Origin of the sequence: Sphingomonas sp. KC8 (assembly GCF_002151445.1) — a bacterium.
Taxonomy (GTDB): Bacteria; Pseudomonadota; Alphaproteobacteria; order Sphingomonadales; family Sphingomonadaceae; genus Sphingomonas_E.
In genome coordinates this window covers 2,503,487-2,521,245 of sequence record NZ_CP016306.1, presented here as the reverse complement: position 1 = coordinate 2,521,245, position 17,759 = coordinate 2,503,487, and the positions used below count along the sequence as shown (strand labels likewise).

Here is a 17,759-nt window from a genome sequence, read left to right as displayed (position 1 = left end):
GTGCGATATGCCTATGCCATTACTGCCGCCCTGCTCGCCGGCGGGGCATCCGCGACGATGGTGCTGCAACAGCCGGTAGGCGCGCAGGTCGCCCAGAACGCGCCGGGGCAGATTCAGGCCACGGCTCCCCGCCCGGGCGCACCTTTGAGCTTCGCCGATCTGGCGAGCAAGTTGCAGCCTGCGGTCGTCAACATTTCGACCACGCAGCGCGTGCAGGTGCAGAACCAGAACCCGTTCGCGGGCACGCCGTTCGGTGATCTGTTCGGCCGGTTCGGCCAGGGGCAGGGCGGCGGCGACGGCCAGCCGATCACGCGCGAGGCGACGTCGCTGGGTTCGGGCTTCATCATTTCGGCCGATGGCTATGTCGTCACCAACAACCACGTCATTTCCGGCGGCGCGCAAGGGCGTGGGGTTGTGAGTTCGGTGGTCGATTCGATCACCGTGACCCTGCCCGATCGCAGTGAGTTCAAGGCGCGCGTCGTAGGGCGCGATCCGTTTTCGGACCTCGCGTTGCTCAAGATCGAATCGAAGAAGGCGCTGCCGTTCGTGCAGTTCGGCGATTCGACCCGGACGCGGGTGGGCGATTGGGTGGTCGCGATCGGCAACCCGTTCGGCCTTGGCGGGACGGTTACGGCCGGTATCGTGTCTGCGCTCCACCGCACGATCGGGCTTGGCGGCGCCTATGATCGCTACATCCAGACCGACGCGTCGATCAATCAGGGCAATTCAGGCGGCCCGATGTTCGATCTCGAAGGCAATGTGATCGGCATCAACACCGCGATCTTTTCGCCCACCGGCGGTAATGTCGGCATCGGTTTCGCCATTCCTGCCGAACAGGCGCGGCCGGTGATCGAGCAGTTGAAGGGCGGCGGGCGCGTCAAGCGCGGTTATCTGGGCGTCGGCATCCAGCCGATGACCGAGGATATCGCATCGGGCCTCGGTCTACCCAAGGATCGTGGCGAAATCGTCAGCCGGGTCGAGCCGGGCGAAGCCGCCGCACGCGCGGGCATCCGCCAGGGCGACGTGATCATCAAGGTCAACAACCGCGAAGTCACGCCTGACGAAACGCTGAGCTACATCGTCGCGAACACGCCGATCGGCACGCGCATGCCGATCGAACTGGTCCGCGAAGGCAAGCGGATGACGCTGACCGCCGTGGTCGGCGAACGTCCGCCCGAAGATCAGCTGGCGGCCGGTGGGGAAGATGGCGATCAGGGATCGGCAACGCCTGCCCCCAGCGCCCAATCGACCCGCCAGTCGATCGGCCTTGGCCTGCAGGCGCTGACCCCGGATGTCGCGCGCCAGCTGGGCGTTGCGGCAACGGTACGCGGCGTCGTCGTCGCCCAGATCGATCCCAACAGCGATGCCGCCGCCGAAGGCATCCAGCGCGGCGACATCATCCTGTCGATCAACCAGCGCCCGGTGGCGTCGGTGGCGGATGCCGCTGCCGCCGTCGAGGCCGCGCGCAAGGCCGGCCGGGGCACCGCGTTGCTGTTCATCCAGCGCGGCAACGGCACGCCGCGTTATATCGGGGTCAAGATCAACACCGGCAACTGATCGCGCGGATTGCTTAAACTCCATCGCCATGCTGAAATCTCTTTCGGCTGACGATGGAGTTTGATGGCATGACCGACGCGACCGGAATCTTCATCGGCACAAGCCCGGCGGGTGGCCCGCAGGCGCTGAACCTGCGGCGCGCCAACCGCCACGGCCTGATCGCCGGGGCCACCGGCACCGGCAAGACGGTGACGTTGCAGGGCATCGTCGAAGGCTTTTCGAAACAAGGCGTGCCGGTGTTCGTCGCCGATGTGAAAGGCGATCTTTCCGGCCTCGCGCTGGCCGGTTCGCCGACCGATAAAATGCATGGAATCTGGGCCGGGCGCGCCGCCGAGATCGGCTATGCCGACTGGGCCTATGCCGACAATCCGGCCGTCTTCTGGGATCTGTTCGGCGAGCAGGGCCACCCGATCCGCACCACCGTTTCGGAAATGGGGCCACTGCTGCTGGCGCGGTTGATGGGCCTGAATGATGTGCAGGAAGGCGTGCTGTCGATCGCGTTCCGGGTGGCCGACGAAAATGGCTGGCTGCTGCTCGATCTGGGCGATCTGCAGGCGATGCTGGTCTATATCGGCGAAAATGCCGCCGAACTGACGACGCGCTACGGCAATGTCACCAAGCAGAGCGTGGGATCGATCCAGCGCCAGCTGCTCCAGCTCGAATCGCAGGGTGGCGACAAATTCTTCGGCGAACCCGCGCTCGACATCCACGATTTCATCAGCACCGACGAACAGGGGCGTGGCACCGTCAACGTGCTGGCCGCCGATAAATTGATGGCCAGCCCCAAGCTCTACGCCACTTTCCTGTTGTGGCTGTTGTCGGAACTGTTCGAAACGCTGCCCGAAGTGGGCGATCCCGACAAACCCAGGCTCGTCTTCTTCTTCGACGAGGCGCATCTGCTGTTCGACGAGGCGCCGGATGCGCTGCTCGACAAGATCGAACAGGTCGTGCGGCTGATCCGATCGAAGGGGGTGGGGGTGTATTTCATCACCCAGAACCCGATCGATATCCCCGAAAAGGTGGCGGGGCAGCTGGGCAATCGCGTGCAGCACGCGTTGCGGGCCTTCACTCCGCGCGACCAGAAAGCGGTGAAATCGGCCGCCGAAACCTTCCGCGCCAACCCCGGCGTCGATGTCGCGACCGTGATCACCGAACTGAAGGTGGGCGAGGCGCTGGTGTCGCTGTTGCAGGCCGATGGTGCGCCGTCGCCGGTTGAACGCACGCTGATCAAGCCGCCCTGTTCGCGTGTCGGCCCGCTGACCGAGAAGGAACGCGCGATCATCCGATCGATTTCACCGATCGAAGGCAAATATGACACTGCGGTCGACCGTGAATCGGCCGAGGAAATATTGGCGGCGAAGGCGGGCGAGGCATCGGCGGCGGCAGCCGAGGCGAAGGCTGCCGCCGAGCAGGCGAAGCTGGACGCCGCCAATGCCAAGGAAGCCGAAAAGGCGCAGGCCGCCGCCGATCGCGAAGCCGCACGGCAGGCCAAGGAAGCCGAGCGTATCCGCGTCGCCCAGGAGCGGGAGGCGGCGCGCCAGGCCAAGGAGGATGCCAAGCCCAATGCGTTCGACAAGGCGATCACGTCGGCGACGCGATCGGCATCTTCGTCGATCGGTCGGCAGATGGCGAACGAACTGGGCCGTCAGATTTTCGGCGGTAGCGGGCGCGGATCGGCCGGCGGCGGGATTGCCGGCAAGCTGGTGCGCGGTATCCTTGGCGGGCTGTTCAAGGGCCGTTGATGGGGTGGCTTGCCGCCTTGCTGCTGGCGCAGGCGACGGTTGGGGGCACCGTTCCGGCCGATATGGCGGCGGTGGCCGGCCGGTATGACGGTTCACGGATGGAAATGGGCGCGGAACTGGAACTCGCGCCCGATGGCCGCTTCCAATATGCGCTGGCATATGGCGCGCTGGATGAGGTGGCGACCGGGCGCTGGCGGGTGGCGGATGGCGCGGTGATCCTCGACAGCGATCCGGTGCGCGCGCCGGCCTATCGTTTCATCGACCGGGGTACCGAAAAATCCGGGCGGATCGTGGCCCGGCTGATCGTTCCCAAGGGGATGGAGCCGCAATATTTCTCGTTCGTGCTGCTGCGTGCCGGCGATCGGCCGATCGAGCGGCAGGTGGGGTATGGCGGGAATACCGAACTCGCTTATGATCCGGCCTATCCGCCGACCGAAATCCGCCTGATGCTGCCGATCTACGACCTGATCAGTCCCGCCTTCCCGCTGGACCTGGCGAAAGCCGGCCGGCGGATCGAGGTGGCGTTCACCCCCAATGATCTGGGCCGCGTCGCGTTTGCCGACACGCATTTGCCGATCGTCAAGGATGGGCTGCGTTTCGAACGCTTTGGCGCGACGATCCTGTTCCGCAAGCGGTGACGCGTGATTGAGCGGTGGAGCGCGCGCCGTATAAGAGGCGCATGACCCAGGATATCGCCGCACAGGATCGTATCGCTTCCATCTCGCTTGCCCTGGCGGCCGTTGATCCGGACGGGTTCGCCGGGGCGCTGGGCCGATCGTTTGAGCGGCACGGCTTTGCGATCATCGCCGATCACGGGATTGATGATGGTGTGATCGCGCAAGCCGATGCGACGGCGCGGGCCTTCTTCGCGCTGCCCGATGCCGTGAAACGCGCTTATCACGTCGCGGGCACCGGTGGCGCGCGCGGCTACACCCCGTTCGGGGTGGAAACCGCCAAGGATGCGGCGCAGTCCGACCTGAAGGAATTCTGGCATGTCGGGCGCGAACTGCCGGCGGGCCATGCCTTTGCCGATTATATGCCGGCGAACATCTGGCCAGCGGACGTGGCCGATTTTCGCGAGGCCCAACTGGCCTTGTTCGACGCATTCGACGCGATGGGCCGGCGGCTGTTATCCGCGATCGCGCGGTATCTTGGCCTCGCCCCCGACTGGTTCGACGATACGGTGCGCGACGGCAATTCGGTGCTGCGGTTGCTGCATTATCCGCCGGTTTCGCCGCACGCCCCCGGCATCCGCGCGGGCGCGCATGAGGATATCAACACGATCACCCTGCTGTTGGGCGCGGAGGAAGCCGGCCTCGAACTGCTCGACCGCGATGGCCGCTGGCTGGCAGTGGCGCCCAAGGCCGGCGAACTGGTCGTCAATGTCGGCGACATGTTGCAGCGGCTGACCAACAACAGGCTGCGATCGACCACCCACCGCGTGCGCAATCCCCCGCCCGAACGGCGCGGGTTCGCGCGCTATTCGATGCCCTTCTTCCTCCACTTCCGCCCTGATTTCCTGATCGAGACGCTGCCGGGATGCGTGAGTGCGGTGCGGCCGGATGATTATCCGCAAGGCATCACCGCGCATGCTTTTCTGATGCAGCGGCTGCGCGAAATCCGCTTGCTGTAATGCTGTTGCAATACGGTGAGCGTTGGGCGTAATCCTGACGCCTGCTCGCATATGCCGGGATCTGGGGGGATCGGGATCAATGCGGTTCACGCCAACAAGGGAATCCCCCGCGCCATGACATTTCGTTCGCTGCTGCTGGCCTGTGCGCTGGCCGCCCTGCCACAGATCGCGTTGGCGCAGGATGCCGACAAGAAGGCCGAAAAATCTGTCGCGGCTGAGGAAATCGCGCCGCCGCAGGTAACGGTGACGAAGCATGAAGGGCGCTTCAACGGCCAGTCGATCCGCTACAAGGCCATAGCGGGCGAAACCTATCTGAAGGACAAGGACGGCAAGCCGCTCGCCGCGATCTTTTCGACGGCCTACATCAAGGACGGCGCGGTCGATCCCAAACGGCCGGTGACGTTCCTGTTCAATGGCGGGCCGGGATCGGGTTCCTTGTGGTTGCACATGGGCGCGTTCGGGCCAAAGCGGGTGGTGATCCCGTCGGACGCGCGCGACGATGGCGCGCCGCCTTATCCGATCGTCGACAATCCCGAGAGTTTGCTCGACGTGACGGACATCGTGTTCATCGATCCGGTGGGGACGGGGTGGAGCCGCGCGCTCGGCAAGACGGACCCGAAGGATTATTGGGGTGTCACCAAGGACGCCAAGTCGATCGCCCAGTTCATCCGCATCTGGCTGAACGAGCATGGCCGCTGGAACGCACCCAAATATCTGGGCGGCGAAAGCTATGGCACGACCCGATCGGCCGCCGTCGCGAACGAACTGGAAGGCAGCTACAACGATGTGTCGCTGAACGGCATCCTGCTGATTTCGACGATTCTCGATTTCGGCGTGCAGGCCGAAGTGCCGGGCAATGAAATGGTGTTCGTCACCAACCTGCCGACGATGGCGGCGACCGCCTGGTACCACAACAAGGTGGCCGACAAGCCCACGACCGTGGACGCGTTTGTCGAGGAAGCGCGCCAGTTCGCGGCGGGGCCGTATCTGACCGCGCTGATGAAGGGCGGCAAGCTGGCCGGCGAGGAACGTGCCGATATCCGCCGCCGGCTGTCGCGCTTTACCGGTTTGAGCGAAGGCTTTCTCGAAAATGCCGATCTGCGGGTCTATCCGGGGCGGTTCTACAAGGAATTGCTGCGCGATCGCGGGTTGACGGTGGGCCGGCTCGATACGCGCTACACCGGCGTGGATTATGACAAAGCGGGCGAGGAACCGGACAATGATCCGTCCTTTTATGCGATCGACGGGGCCTATACCGCGGCGATGAACGCCTATGCGCGCAACGATCTGGGGGTGAAGATCGACCGGGATTACGTCACCATCGGCGGCGTTGGCGATTGGGACTGGGATTTGGGCCGGGGCGATCTGACCTATTACAAGAATGTCGCGCCCTATATCGGCCGGGCATTGCGCGAAAATAGCGGGCTGAAGCTGTTCGTGGCCCAAGGCTATTACGACTTTGCGACGCCCTTTTTCGGCGCGGAATATTCGCTGAGCCGGACGGGGATGCCCACCGACCGGATCCATTTCGAATATTATGGCGCGGGCCACATGATGTATGTCCGCGACGCCGATCTGAAGAAATTGTCTGGCGATATCAGGCGGTTCATCACCGCGCGGTAATGTTGCTGGGGAGCGCCGGTCCGGCTCCCCGCAATTGCCGTCAGCCGCGACCGCGGTAGGACGCGACACCCTGGTCGGGCAGCCACAACCCTTCGGGCGCCGCGCCGGATTGCCAGAACACGTCGATCGGCATGCCGCCGCGCGGATACCAATAGCCACCGATCCGCAGCCACACCGGCTTCATTTCATCGAACAGACGCTGGCCGATGCCGACCGTGCAATCTTCGTGGAAGGCGCGGTGGTTGCGGAAGCTGCCGAGAAACAGCTTGAGCGACTTGGATTCGACGATGGTTTCGGCGGGCGCGTAATCGATCACCAGATGCGCGAAATCGGGCTGGCCGGTGACCGGGCAGAGCGAGGTGAATTCGGGCACGGCGAAGCGGACGAGATAGAGCGAGCCGCCGCGCGGATTGGGAACATAATCGAGCACCGCTTCTTCGGGAGATGCGGGCTGGGCGCTGGCCTGGCCGAGATGGATCGGGTTCATGAGGCCCAATTAGGGCGTGGCCCGGCGTCGTGCAATCCTCGCGCCGCATGGGGCTTTGGGATAGAGATGGGCCAACGTGAAGGAGCAGGCGATGGAGTCACTGGTTTCAACCGCATGGCTGGCGGATGCGCTGGGGACGCCGGGCCTGTGCGTGGTGGATGCCAGCTATTATCCACTCGATCCGAGCCGCGATCCGGCGGCCGAATATGCCGCCGGGCATATTCCCGGCGCCGTGTTCATGGATCTGGCCGGCCTTGCCGATCCCGAATCAACCCTGCCGGGGATGCTGCCATCGGCCGACGCATTCGCCAGCCGGATGGCGTTGCTGGGAATCGGGAATGATTGCCGGATCGTCCTGTATGATAGCACGCCCCACCGCACATCGGCGCGGGCCTGGTGGATGTTGCGCACCTTCGGCAAGACCGATGTGGCGATCCTTGATGGCGGGATCGGCAAGTGGCGGGCCGAGGGGCGGCCGCTGGAGACTGGGCGGACGGCAAAGGATCGCCGGGATTTCACCGCGCGCAAGGATGCGGCGCGCGTGCGCGATCTGGGGCAGATGCTGGCCAATCTCGCTAGCGGCGCCGAACAGGTGGTCGACGCGCGCGGGGCAAAACGGTTCACCGGCGAGGAAGGCGATCCGCGCGGGCTGGCATCGGGGCATATCCCGGGATCGCGCAGCCTGCCGATGGATCGGATGCTGAACGCCGACGGGACGTTCAAGGACAAGGACGGCATCCGCGCCGAATTTGCCGCCGCCGGGGTGGATCCGGCCCGGCCGCTGATCACCACCTGCGGATCGGGTGTGACTGCTGCGACCGTGCTGTTCGCCGCCCACCTGATCGGCAAGGATGATGTGGCGCTGTATGATGGATCGTGGAGCGAATGGGGGAAGCTGCCCGATACGCCCAAGGCGCTGGGGCCGGCCTGAAACATAGGGGCGAACGGCTACCAACGGACGCATAATGGCTTTAGGCAGGCGGCATGACCGACGACACCCCCCCGCTTCGCCCCGCCACCCGGATCGCCGCTGCAGGACGGCGCAAGGAATGGACGCAGGGTATCGTCAACACCCCGGTGTGGCGGGCATCCACGATCCTGTTCGACAGCGTTGCCGATCTGCGTCGCGCGTCGGCCAGCCCCAACGACCGGCTCTATTACGGGCGGCGCGGCACGCCGACGCAATGGTCGCTGGCGGACGCGCTGACCGAACTGGAGCCGGGCGCTGCGGGCACGATGCTCTATCCATCGGGTGTGGCGGCGATCGCGATGGCGTTGTTGAGCGTGCTGAAGCCCGGCGATGAGCTGCTGATGGTCGATTCCGCCTATGAACCGACCCGGGCCTTTTGCCGTAACGTGCTGGCGCCGATGGGGATCACGACGCGTTTCTATGATCCGCTGGCGGGCGGCGCGATCGCCGATCTGTTCAGCGATGCAACGCGGGCGATTTTCCTGGAAAGCCCCGGCAGCCTGACGTTCGAGGTGCAGGATGTGCCGGCGATCTGCGCGGCGGCGAACGCGCGGGGCATCGTTACCCTGCTGGACAATACCTGGGCGACGCCGCTGTATTTCCCGGCGCTGGCCAAGGGCGTGGACCTGACGATCCTGGCCTGCACCAAATATATCGTCGGCCATTCGGATGCGATGCTGGGGTCGGTGACGGCGACGGCCGGGCATTTCGAAGCCTTGCGGCGGACGACGCACCAGTTCGGCCAGCATGTCGGCCCCGATGATGCAGCGCTTGCCAGCCGTGGCCTGCGCACGCTCGACGTAAGGTTGCGCCAGCATCAGGCGGGGGCGCTGGAAGTGGCGCGCTGGCTGGAAACACATCCCGGCGTCGCCCGCGTGCTGCATCCGGCTTTGCCGACCTGTCCGGGCCACGCCATCTGGGCGCGTGATTTTGCCGGGTCGACCGGGCTGTTCGCGTTCGTGCTGCAAGGCGGCGACGATGCCGCGCGCGCCGCGCTCATCGATGGGCTGGATCATTTCGGCATCGGATTTTCGTGGGGCGGGTTTGAAAGCCTGGCACTGCCGGTCGATCCGGCGGCGATCCGTAGCGCAACGCGGTGGCAGGCCGAAGGGCCGGTCGTGCGCCTGCACATCGGGCTGGAGGATCCGGCCGATCTGATCGCCGATCTGAAGCGTGGGCTGGATCGCTTCGCCGCTGGCGGCTGAATTAAGGGCGCCGTTCGATCACCTGCATCATCGCGGTCATCGCGGTGCGCATTTCGGCGGCAAGCTGGGCGGCGGCGGCCCGGCAATCGCCCCCGCGCGTCGATCGCTGGCGCAGCAATATTTCGATTCCGGCGGCGGCAAAGGCCGCCGTTTCGGTGGCGAGCGCATCGAAGCGACGGCGCGCGATCGGCCCTGCCATCGCATAATCGGCGGCCGCATCGGCGGGGACGGGAGGGGCTGCCTGGGCATCCCCCGACAGCCGCGCGACGAGCGCGAGCGCGCCGGCCAGCCGGGCGAACCGTTCGTCCGGCCCGTCGGCCACGGGCTGTGGCGCGCTGCCCGTTGGCGATGGTGTATCGACCGTCATCACGCCCGCACGGATAGCGGCTGACCCGCTAAGGAATGGCTAAGGGCTGCGCAATATTGCGACATGATCTGTTGCGATGCACCAACACTAGGAGCCGATCGCCTCATAACAGGCACGATTTTATTTGTGCGTTGCGAGGGGCTGTAGCACAAATATGACGTTCCGAAGGCAGCCCGCCCCCCGCGACACGCGGTAATGGAGGTCGGGCGCTCAAGGCGCGGGGAATGGAACGACATTCAGATCAAGGGGAATATTCTCATGCGCACTTTCATTCTGGGCCTGTCGGCCCTGGCGATCACCGCTGCGGCCAGCCCGGCCTTTGCCGAAGACGCCGAAGCGACCAAGGAGTGGACCCTTTCGGGTGGCGTCACGGCCGTTTCCGATTATCGCTTCCGGGGCATTTCGCTGACCGACAAGGATCCCGCGATCCAGCCGACGCTGACGCTCAGCCATTCGAGCGGCTTTTATGTCGGCACCTGGATGTCGAATCTGAAGGATTCGGACACCTATGGTGAGTGGGAAACCGATCTGTACGCCGGCTGGACGGGCGAAGTTGGCGCCGGGGTCACCATCGACGCCGCTGTCGTTTACTATTTCTACGCCGACGGCCATGGCCCGAGCGATTATTTCGAACCGTATGTCACGGCATCCTACACGCTCGGCCCGGTCGAAGCGAAGGCTGGCGTCAACTGGGCGATCTCGTCGGACGCGACCGGCAATGAAGATTGGTTCTACACCTTCGGCCAGCTGAGCGCGGGCATTCCGAACACGCCGGTGACGCTGACGGCCAAGCTGGGCCATCAGGAACTGGGTGATCTGGCGCACAGCTACACCGATTGGTCGCTGGGCGCATCGGCCACCTTCGGCCCGGTCACCGCTGGCGTTTCCTATGTCGGCACCAACGTGAAGGGCGTTCGCGCCTATGCCGATCCGCGCCTTGCAAACGACGCGGTGATCTTCTCGCTCGGCGTCGGCTTCTAAGCCACGGCAAAGCCAGTTCGATCAGGGGGCTGCGGGCGACCGCGGCCCCCTTTTTCATGCGCTGGCGGCGACCAGCGCTTGCGTGACGGGGTGGGCCGGACGCCCGATCACGTCTTCGAACAGGCCCTGTTCGACGATCCGGCCGGCATCGAGCACGGCGATCCGGCGGCACAGCCTGCGCACCACCGCCAGATCGTGGCTGATGAACAGGATGGCGAGGCCCCGGCTGCGCTGAAGCCGTTCGAGCAGATCGAGCACGCGCCCGGCGACCAGCACATCGAGCGCGGAGGTCGCTTCATCCAGCAGCAGTGCTTCGGGGCTGGCGATGAGCGCGCGGGCGATGGCGACGCGCTGGGCCTGCCCGCCGGACAATTCCGCCGGGCGCCGCCGGGCGAAGCTGCGGCCGAGTTCCACTTCGTCGAGCGCCTGTTCGATCAAGGCGGCCCGATCGGCGGACGATCGTTCGGTAAGGTGGCGGAGCGGTTCGGCAATGATATCGGCCACGCGCCATTGCGGATCGAGGCTGGCGACCGGATCCTGGAACACCGGCTGGATCAACCGGCGATACGCGGGCGTCATCGCGCGACGGGGCGGCAGAGGGGTGCCGCGCCACCGCACCACACCGGAATCCATCGGTCCGATCCGGGTGATCGCGCGGCCGAGCGTCGATTTGCCCGATCCCGATCCGCCGACGATCGCCAGCCCTTCGCCGGCGTGGAGGGTCAATGATGCGCCATCGACCGCCGCGATCCGTCCGCGCCGCCAGCCGGGGCGGGGGAAGGAAACATGGATGGCTTGTGCTTCGACCAGCAGATCGCCGGGGCTGGGCAGGATCGGCGGCGGATCGGTGAGGCGCGGGCTGGCGGCGATCAGCGCGCGGGTATAATCGGCGGCGGGCGCGGCAAAGATCCGGGTGGCGGCACCAGCCTCGGCGATGCGGCCCGATTCCAGCACGACGACGCGATCGGCATGGGCGGCGACCGCCGGCAGATCATGGCTGACGAGGAGGAGGGCCAGCCCGTCTTCGCGGCGCAACCGGGCGAGCAGGGCGAGCACCTCGTGGCGCAAACTGGCGTCGAGCGCGGTGGTCGGTTCATCGGCGACGAGCAATTTGGGGCGGTGGGCGATGGCGGCGGCGATCATCACCCGCTGGCGCTGTCCGCCGGACAGGCGGTGGGGGAATTGATCGAGCCGTTCGTCGGCCCGGTCAAGGCCGACGCGGGTGAGTAACGCGGCCAGTTCGCGCCGGTCGGGGCGGGGGGCGCCGGCCTGACGCCAGGCTTCGTTCAATTGCGCGCCGATCCTGAGATGCGGGGTGAGCGCGGTCAATGGTTGCTGGAAGACGAAGCCTGCGTCGCGGCCCCGGATGCGCCGGCGATCGCGTTCCGCAGCGCCGATCAGTTCCACGCCATCGAGCCGGGCGGAACCGGTGGCGGTGAGCGGCGACAGGCCGAAGGGCGCAAGGCAGGTCTGGCTTTTGCCCGATCCCGATGCGCCGACCAGCGCCACGCATTCGCCGCGCGCGATGGCAAAGCCGACATCATCGACGATCGCCGTGTTGCCGGCGCGGATCGCCAGCCGATCGACCGCATAAACCGCCGTCATGCGAAACGGTCCCGCAGCTTTTCGCCAAGCAGGGTGAGAGAGACGAGGATCGTGACGAGGATGCCGCCGGGCAGCAGCAGCGCGTGGGGCGCGATATCCATGTCGTCGGCGCCGTCCTTGACGAGGATGCCGAGCGAGGTGAGAGGTTCCTGCACGCCCAGGCCCAGGAAGGACAGGAAGCTTTCGATCATCACCACCTGCGGGATGGTGAGAAGCAGATAGGCGATCGCCACCCCGGCGAGGTTGGGCAGCAGATGGCGGATGACGATCGTGCGGGGCGGCGCGCCGGCGGCTTCGGCCGCGAGCACGAAGGGGCGTTCGCGCAGGGCCAGCACCTGCCCGCGCACGACGCGCGCCATCGTCAGCCATTCGACCGCGCCGATGCCGATGAAGACGAGCAGGATCGAGCGGCCGAACAGCACCATCAGCAGGATGACGACGAACATGAAGGGCAGGGCATAGAGCGCGTCGACGATGCGCATCATCGCTTCATCCACCTTGCCGCCGCACCAGCCGGCAATCGCCCCCCATGCGACGCCGATGACGAGCGAGACGCCGGCCGCCGCCACCGCCACCAGCAGGGTGACGCGGGTGCCCACAAGCGCGCGGGCGAGCAGATCGCGGCCGACGGCATCGGTGCCAAGCAGGTGGCCAGGGCTGCCCGGCGGCGCGCGGACGGCGGCCCAATCGATGGCGTCATGGCGCCACGGCAGCAGCGACGGAATGATCAGCGCCGCCGCGACGATCGCAAGGATCAGGAACAAGGGAAGACGCGCCAGCATCGTCACCCGCGAATCCGCGGATCGAGCCAGCCATAAGCCAGGTCGGCGACCAGGTTGAACAGCAGGATCAGGGCTGCATAAAGCGTGACGACGGCCAGGACGAGCGGGTAATCGCGGTTGAGCGCGCCCTGGACGAAATAGCTGCCAAGGCCAGGCAGCGCGAACACCGTTTCGATCACCACCGCACCGGTCAGCAGTCCGGCGGTGGCGGGGCCGAGATAGCTGGCGACGGGGACGAGGGCGGGGCGCAGCGCATGGCGGGCGAGGACGCGGGCCGGCGACAGGCCGCGCGCGCGGGCCGTGCGGACATGATCCTGCGCCAGCGCGGTGGCGAGGCCGGCGCGGGCAAGCTTTGCGATTGCGCCGGCGACGGGCAGGGCCAAAGCGAGGACGGGCAGTGCGAGATGCGCCGGATCGCCATCGCCCCAGCCGGAGACAGGCAGCCAGCCGGCCCATAATCCGAAGATGAGCGCCAGCAGCGGCCCGGTGACGAAGCTGGGGAGCGCGGTGAGCACGGTCATCCCCAGCATCAGGCCGTGATCGACGGCGCCACCCGCACGCGCCGCCGCCCACAGGCCGATGCCGATGCCGAGGATCAGGGCGACCAGCAGCGCAAGCGCGCCCAGCGTGAGCGAGACGGGCAGCCCTTGCGCCACGAGATCGGTGACGGTGAAATCGCGATAGACCAGCGACGGGCCGAAATCGCCCTGCGCGATACGGGTAAGGTAGCGCCAGATCTGTTCATGCAGCGGCAGATCAAGGCCATAAGTGCGGGCGAGCGCGGCCTGCGTCGCGGGGTCGAGCGCGCGTTCGCCATCGAACGGCCCGCCCGGCGCCACCTTCATCAGCACGAAGGACAGGATGATGACGGCCAGCAGCGTCGGCACCGCCGTCAACAGGCGGCGCAGGATCAGCGCGCGCATCGCGGGCCTGTCACAGGGCGGCTCACCGGGCGGCGTGGATTGGCTATCGTCCCGCGATCAGGCGCGGGACGAACAGCGGGAACGAAGGGGCAGGCAAGCGCCCCCACGCCTTATTGAGGGGTTGTCGCCGTGGCGTCTTGACCGGCGCCTTCGGGGGCAGCGAGGATGTCGCGCGTGACGGCCCCCTTGTCGACCACCGTGGTGGCGGGATCGGCGGCCTGCGAACGGATGGCGGGGGCCGCGACATTGCCGGTCTGGCCGACGATCGCGGTTTCGGCGCCGCTGCGGGCGGCCGGGCCACCGAACAGCGCCTGCAACGCCTGCGTCGACGAATCGGCTTCCTGCGGGCGCGGTGCGCCGGGCTTGGGCGGGCTGAGCGCGAAATCGGGCGGGATCACCAGCGGCGCCTGACGCGAGACGGCGAATTCATCGGGGCCGCTGCGGCCGGCAAAGACGCCGGCCTTCTTGCCGCCGCAGGCCGAAAGCGCGAGCAACGATGCGGCGGCGGCCGCGACCAGAACAATCTTACGCATTCACATTCTCCGCAGGATCGGAACGGTCGCGCGCGAAAAAGGCGCGCAGGACCAGCAGCAGGACACCGATGGTAATGGCGGCGTCGGCGACATTGAAGACCAAAAAGGGATACCAGTCGCCGATATGCGGCCCGAGAAAATCGACGACGAAGCCAAAGCGTACACGATCGACGATGTTGCCCAGCGCACCGCCCAGCACAAGGCCGAGCGCGATCGTATCCGGCCGGCTTTTTTCGCGCCACATCCAGATCAGCACGACGGCGGAGATGGTGGCCGTCATGCCGACGAGCAGCCAGCGTTCCAGTTCGCTGCCGGCGGTGAGGAAGCCCATCGACACCCCGTAATTTTCCACCCAGCGCAGTTCGAACACCGGCAGCAATTCGATCTGGCGGATGCGCTGCAGATCGAGCGGGCCGGTGACGACCCACTTGAGCAGCTGATCGAACAGAAAGACGAACGCGGCGGCGGCCAGGCCGAGCGCGAGGCGGGGGCGACGATCAGCCATTCACCACCCCATCGCAGCGGCCGCACAGGGCGCCGTCCTGCGCCACATCGGGCAGATGCCGCCAGCAGCGGCCGCATTTGTGGTGATCGGTGACGGTGACGGTGACCGCGCCGCTCGCCGGGGTGACTTCGGACACGATGAACAGTTCGGCCAGATCGATCGCGGCGCCATCGGCGAAGGGCAGATCGGCGGCGACGACGGCTTCGAGGCTCGATCCCAGCACCTTTTCGCGGCGCATCGGTTCGATCGTGGCGGTTACGATCGCGCGCAGTTCGCGCAGCTGCTGCCAGCGCGCGCCGATTGCATCATCGGCCCATGCGGCCTCGACTTCGGGCCATTCGAGCAGATGGACGCTGGGTGCATCGGGGAAGCGCGTGCCCCACACTTCTTCGGCGGTGAAGCACAGGATCGGCGAGGCGTAGCGGACGAGCGCGTGGAACAACGTATCCAGCACGGTGCGATAGGCGCGGCGCTTGGCCGATCCTTCCGCGTCGCAATAGAGGCTGTCCTTGCGGATATCGAAGAAGAAGGCCGACAGATCGTTATTGGCGAAATCGGTCAGCGCGCGGGCGTAGGCGTTGAATTCGAACGCTTCCGTCGCGCGGCGCAGATCGCCGTCGAGTTTCGCCAGCAGATGCAGGACATAGCGTTCGAGTTCGGGCATGTCGGCCACGGGCACGCGTTCGGCATCGGTGAAGCCATCGAGCGCGCCGAGCAGATAGCGGAACGTGTTGCGCAACTTGCGATAGGTGTCCGACGTGCCCGACAGGATTTCCTTGCCGATGCGGACATCTTCGAAATAGTCGGTCGAAGCGACCCACAGGCGCAGGATATCCGCGCCGCTTTCGTTGATGATCTTGAGCGGATCGACGACGTTGCCGAGGCTCTTGGACATCTTGCGGCCCTGCCCGTCGAGCGCGAAGCCGTGGGTGAGCACGGCATCATAAGGCGCACGGCCGCGCGTGCCGCAGCTTTCGAGCAAGCTGGACTGGAACCAGCCGCGATGCTGGTCCGACCCTTCGAGATACAGGTTGGCGCGGACATCGGGGCCGTACCGTTGTTCGATCACGAAGGCGTGGGTGGAGCCGGAATCGAACCACACGTCGAGAATGTCGTTCTGCGGTTCATAATCGGCCGCCGCATGATCGGGGCCGAGCAGATCCTGATGATCGGCGGTGAACCATGCGTCGGCACCACCGGCCTTGAACGCGGCGACGATGCGGCCGTTGACGGCGTCGTCGCGCAGATATTCGCCGGTCTTGCGGTTCACATAGAGCGCGATCGGCACGCCCCATGCGCGCTGGCGGCTGATCACCCAATCGGGGCGGCCATCGACCATCGCGTGGATGCGGTTGCGTGCCTTTTCGGGCACCCAGCGGGTGCGCTCGATCGCGTCCAATGCGGTTTGGCGCAAGGTGGCGTTGTTGGACTGCGCGGCCCGGATCGCTTCTTCCTCGGCGCAGCGCGGGATCGCCCGATCCTGTTCGATCGCCCGGTCCATCGGGATGAACCATTGCGGCGTGCAGCGGAAGATCACCTTGGCTTTCGACCGCCAGCTATGCGGATAGCTGTGCTTGTAATCGGCGGACGCGGCGAGCAGCGCGCCGGCTTCGCGCAGATCCGAACAGATCGGGCCATCAGGCGCGTTGAGCTTGGGGGCGATGACGCTGCCCTGACCGCCGAGCCAAGCCCAGTCGGCGCGATACTTGCCGTCATTTTCGACCGCGAACACCGGATCGATGCCGTTGGCCTTGCACAGCAGGAAATCGTCCTCGCCATGATCGGGCGCCATGTGGACGAGGCCGGTGCCGGTTTCGGTGGTGACGAAATCGCCAGCGAGGAACGGACGGGGCTTAGCGAAGAAGCCGCCGAGCTTGTGCATCGGGTGCCGCGCGACGGTGCCGGCGAGTTGCTTACCCGAAAATACGCCACGGTTCACCGGGATCGATGTTGGCTCAAATCCGGTGCGTTGCATGAAAGACCTGAGAAGATCTGAGGCAACCAATAGGTTGATCGATGCGTCACCGTGAGCGAACTCGACGAGCGAGTACTCAACCTCTGGCCCGTAAGCCAAAGCCTGGTTGACCGGGATCGTCCAGGGCGTCGTCGTCCAGATCACCGCATGTGCGCCGACCAGTTCCGCGATCGGGCTTTCGGTGATTTCGAACGCGATATCGACCTGCGTCGAGACGATATCCTCATATTCGACTTCGGCTTCGGCGAGCGCGGTCTTTTCGACCGGCGACCACATCACCGGCTTGGCACCGCGATAGAGCTGGCCGGATTCGGCGAACTTCAGCAATTCGCCGACGATCGCCGCTTCGGCGTCATATTTCATGGTGAGATAGGGATCGTCCCAATCGCCCATCACGCCGAGGCGCTTGAACTGATCGCGCTGCACCGACACCCATTTTTCGGCATAAGCGCGGCATTCGGCGCGAAACTGGACGGGATCGACCTCGTCCTTGTTCAGCTTTTTCGCGCGATAGGCTTCCTCGACCTTCCATTCGATCGGCAGGCCATGGCAATCCCAGCCGGGCACATAAGGCGCGTCTTTACCGAGCAGCGACTGGCCGCGGACGATGATGTCCTTCAGCACCTTGTTCATCGCATGGCCCATGTGGATGTCGCCATTGGCGTAGGGCGGGCCATCATGGAGGATGAAGCGTTCGCGGCCCGCGCGCGCGGCGCGGATCTGGCCATACAGGTCGTCCGCCGCCCACTTTGCGAGAATCGCGGGTTCCTTGGCGGCAAGGCCGGCCTTCATGGGGAAAGCGGTCTTCGGCAGGAAGACGGTGTCGCGGTAGTCAGGTGCGTCGGACATGCGGGCGTTTTGGCCTCAGACG

The 17,759-nt window shown here is 65.9% G+C and carries 16 protein-coding genes; 8 read left to right on the top strand and 8 right to left on the bottom strand.

All coding sequences use genetic code 11. The features are described from left to right. The 5 genes from KC8_RS11910 (at nt 1) to KC8_RS11890 (ending at nt 6,555) form a co-directional block, all read left to right on the top strand. Nucleotides 1-1,557, top strand: coding sequence for a Do family serine endopeptidase (locus KC8_RS11910; RefSeq protein ID WP_010123789.1), 1,557 nt, complete (start codon nt 1-3; stop codon nt 1,555-1,557). Between the two features lie 68 nt (nt 1,558-1,625). Then, nucleotides 1,626-3,299 carry a helicase HerA-like domain-containing protein gene (locus KC8_RS11905; protein ID WP_029624295.1) on the top strand — a complete coding sequence of 558 codons (1,674 nt, stop codon included), beginning with the start codon at nt 1,626-1,628 and terminating at the stop codon, nt 3,297-3,299. Next, nucleotides 3,299-3,937 (top strand): hypothetical protein, encoded by a 639-nt coding sequence (locus tag KC8_RS11900; protein ID WP_010123791.1) that lies wholly within the window; start codon nt 3,299-3,301, stop codon nt 3,935-3,937. The genes KC8_RS11905 and KC8_RS11900 overlap by 1 nt, the downstream gene beginning before the upstream one ends. 41 nt (nt 3,938-3,978) lie before the next feature. Next, nucleotides 3,979-4,932 (top strand): isopenicillin N synthase family dioxygenase, encoded by a 954-nt coding sequence (locus KC8_RS11895; RefSeq protein ID WP_010123792.1) that lies wholly within the window; start codon nt 3,979-3,981, stop codon nt 4,930-4,932. A gap of 114 nt (nt 4,933-5,046) precedes the next feature. After that, on the top strand, nt 5,047-6,555 hold the full coding sequence (locus KC8_RS11890) for a S10 family peptidase (RefSeq protein WP_029624296.1): 1,509 nt from the start codon (nt 5,047-5,049) through the stop codon (nt 6,553-6,555). Between the two features lie 40 nt (nt 6,556-6,595). On the opposite strand, the gene queF is transcribed toward KC8_RS11890, so the two are convergent. Then, nucleotides 6,596-7,042 (bottom strand): preQ(1) synthase, encoded by a 447-nt coding sequence (gene queF / locus KC8_RS11885; protein ID WP_010123795.1) that lies wholly within the window; start codon nt 7,040-7,042, stop codon nt 6,596-6,598. Nucleotides 7,043-7,133: 91 nt separating this feature from the next. Here queF and sseA point away from each other — a divergent pair, with 91 nt between their 5' ends. Together sseA and metC are read left to right on the top strand one after the other, a co-directional pair. Continuing rightward, nucleotides 7,134-7,973, top strand: a complete 840-nt coding sequence (sseA, locus tag KC8_RS11880; RefSeq protein WP_010123796.1) for a 3-mercaptopyruvate sulfurtransferase — start codon at nt 7,134-7,136, stop codon at nt 7,971-7,973. A gap of 53 nt (nt 7,974-8,026) precedes the next feature. Continuing rightward, nucleotides 8,027-9,217: a cystathionine beta-lyase gene (gene metC, locus KC8_RS11875; RefSeq protein WP_010123797.1), complete on the top strand. Its 1,191-nt coding sequence runs from the start codon at nt 8,027-8,029 to the stop codon at nt 9,215-9,217. Nucleotide 9,218: 1 nt separating this feature from the next. Here metC and KC8_RS11870 read toward each other — a convergent pair whose 3' ends face one another. Further along, a complete protein-coding gene (locus tag KC8_RS11870) occupies nt 9,219-9,584 on the bottom strand; it encodes a hypothetical protein (RefSeq protein WP_010123798.1) in 366 nt (121 codons plus the stop codon). 258 nt (nt 9,585-9,842) lie between these two features. On the opposite strand from KC8_RS11870, the gene KC8_RS11865 reads away from it, so the two are divergent. After that, on the top strand, nt 9,843-10,565 hold the full coding sequence (locus KC8_RS11865; RefSeq protein WP_010123799.1) for a TorF family putative porin: 723 nt from the start codon (nt 9,843-9,845) through the stop codon (nt 10,563-10,565). Between the two features lie 54 nt (nt 10,566-10,619). Here the strand turns inward: KC8_RS11865 and nikE are convergent, their stop codons facing one another. The 6 genes from nikE to ileS all read right to left on the bottom strand — a co-directional run bounded on the left by nikE (nt 10,620) and on the right by ileS (nt 17,737). After that, nucleotides 10,620-12,170, bottom strand: coding sequence for a nickel ABC transporter ATP-binding protein NikE (gene nikE / locus KC8_RS11860; protein ID WP_010123800.1), 1,551 nt, complete (start codon nt 12,168-12,170; stop codon nt 10,620-10,622). Continuing rightward, entirely contained in the window at nt 12,167-12,952 is a 786-nt protein-coding gene (locus KC8_RS11855) for an ABC transporter permease (protein WP_037495384.1), read from the bottom strand. The genes nikE and KC8_RS11855 overlap by 4 nt, the downstream gene beginning before the upstream one ends. A gap of 2 nt (nt 12,953-12,954) precedes the next feature. Continuing rightward, nucleotides 12,955-13,875, bottom strand: a complete 921-nt coding sequence (locus tag KC8_RS11850) for an ABC transporter permease (protein ID WP_010123803.1) — start codon at nt 13,873-13,875, stop codon at nt 12,955-12,957. 110 nt (nt 13,876-13,985) lie between these two features. Further along, on the bottom strand, nt 13,986-14,408 hold the full coding sequence (locus KC8_RS11845) for a DUF3035 domain-containing protein (protein ID WP_010123804.1): 423 nt from the start codon (nt 14,406-14,408) through the stop codon (nt 13,986-13,988). Further along, nucleotides 14,401-14,913, bottom strand: a complete 513-nt coding sequence (gene lspA, locus KC8_RS11840; protein WP_010123805.1) for a signal peptidase II — start codon at nt 14,911-14,913, stop codon at nt 14,401-14,403. Before lspA ends, KC8_RS11845 begins: the two co-directional genes overlap by 8 nt. Next, nucleotides 14,906-17,737 carry an isoleucine--tRNA ligase gene (gene ileS, locus KC8_RS11835; RefSeq protein WP_010123806.1) on the bottom strand — a complete coding sequence of 944 codons (2,832 nt, stop codon included), beginning with the start codon at nt 17,735-17,737 and terminating at the stop codon, nt 14,906-14,908. The genes lspA and ileS overlap by 8 nt, the downstream gene beginning before the upstream one ends. Between the last annotated feature and the right edge of the window lie 22 nt (nt 17,738-17,759).

What these genes read in the sequence shown, in the direction of transcription:
- queF (WP_010123795.1), bottom strand. Translation starts at nt 7,042, where the DNA reads ATGAACCCGATCCATCTCGGCCAGGCCAGCGCCCAGCCCGCATCTCCC.
- KC8_RS11870 (WP_010123798.1), bottom strand. Translation starts at nt 9,584, where the DNA reads ATGACGGTCGATACACCATCGCCAACGGGCAGCGCGCCACAGCCCGTG.
- KC8_RS11895 (WP_010123792.1), top strand. Translation starts at nt 3,979, where the DNA reads ATGACCCAGGATATCGCCGCACAGGATCGTATCGCTTCCATCTCGCTT.
- ileS (WP_010123806.1), bottom strand. Translation starts at nt 17,737, where the DNA reads ATGTCCGACGCACCTGACTACCGCGACACCGTCTTCCTGCCGAAGACC.
- metC (WP_010123797.1), top strand. Translation starts at nt 8,027, where the DNA reads ATGACCGACGACACCCCCCCGCTTCGCCCCGCCACCCGGATCGCCGCT.
- KC8_RS11855 (WP_037495384.1), bottom strand. Translation starts at nt 12,952, where the DNA reads ATGCTGGCGCGTCTTCCCTTGTTCCTGATCCTTGCGATCGTCGCGGCG.
- KC8_RS11865 (WP_010123799.1), top strand. Translation starts at nt 9,843, where the DNA reads ATGCGCACTTTCATTCTGGGCCTGTCGGCCCTGGCGATCACCGCTGCG.
- KC8_RS11850 (WP_010123803.1), bottom strand. Translation starts at nt 13,875, where the DNA reads ATGCGCGCGCTGATCCTGCGCCGCCTGTTGACGGCGGTGCCGACGCTG.
- nikE (WP_010123800.1), bottom strand. Translation starts at nt 12,170, where the DNA reads ATGACGGCGGTTTATGCGGTCGATCGGCTGGCGATCCGCGCCGGCAAC.
- lspA (WP_010123805.1), bottom strand. Translation starts at nt 14,913, where the DNA reads ATGGCTGATCGTCGCCCCCGCCTCGCGCTCGGCCTGGCCGCCGCCGCG.
- KC8_RS11900 (WP_010123791.1), top strand. Translation starts at nt 3,299, where the DNA reads ATGGGGTGGCTTGCCGCCTTGCTGCTGGCGCAGGCGACGGTTGGGGGC.
- sseA (WP_010123796.1), top strand. Translation starts at nt 7,134, where the DNA reads ATGGAGTCACTGGTTTCAACCGCATGGCTGGCGGATGCGCTGGGGACG.
- KC8_RS11845 (WP_010123804.1), bottom strand. Translation starts at nt 14,408, where the DNA reads ATGCGTAAGATTGTTCTGGTCGCGGCCGCCGCCGCATCGTTGCTCGCG.
- KC8_RS11890 (WP_029624296.1), top strand. Translation starts at nt 5,047, where the DNA reads ATGACATTTCGTTCGCTGCTGCTGGCCTGTGCGCTGGCCGCCCTGCCA.
- KC8_RS11905 (WP_029624295.1), top strand. Translation starts at nt 1,626, where the DNA reads ATGACCGACGCGACCGGAATCTTCATCGGCACAAGCCCGGCGGGTGGC.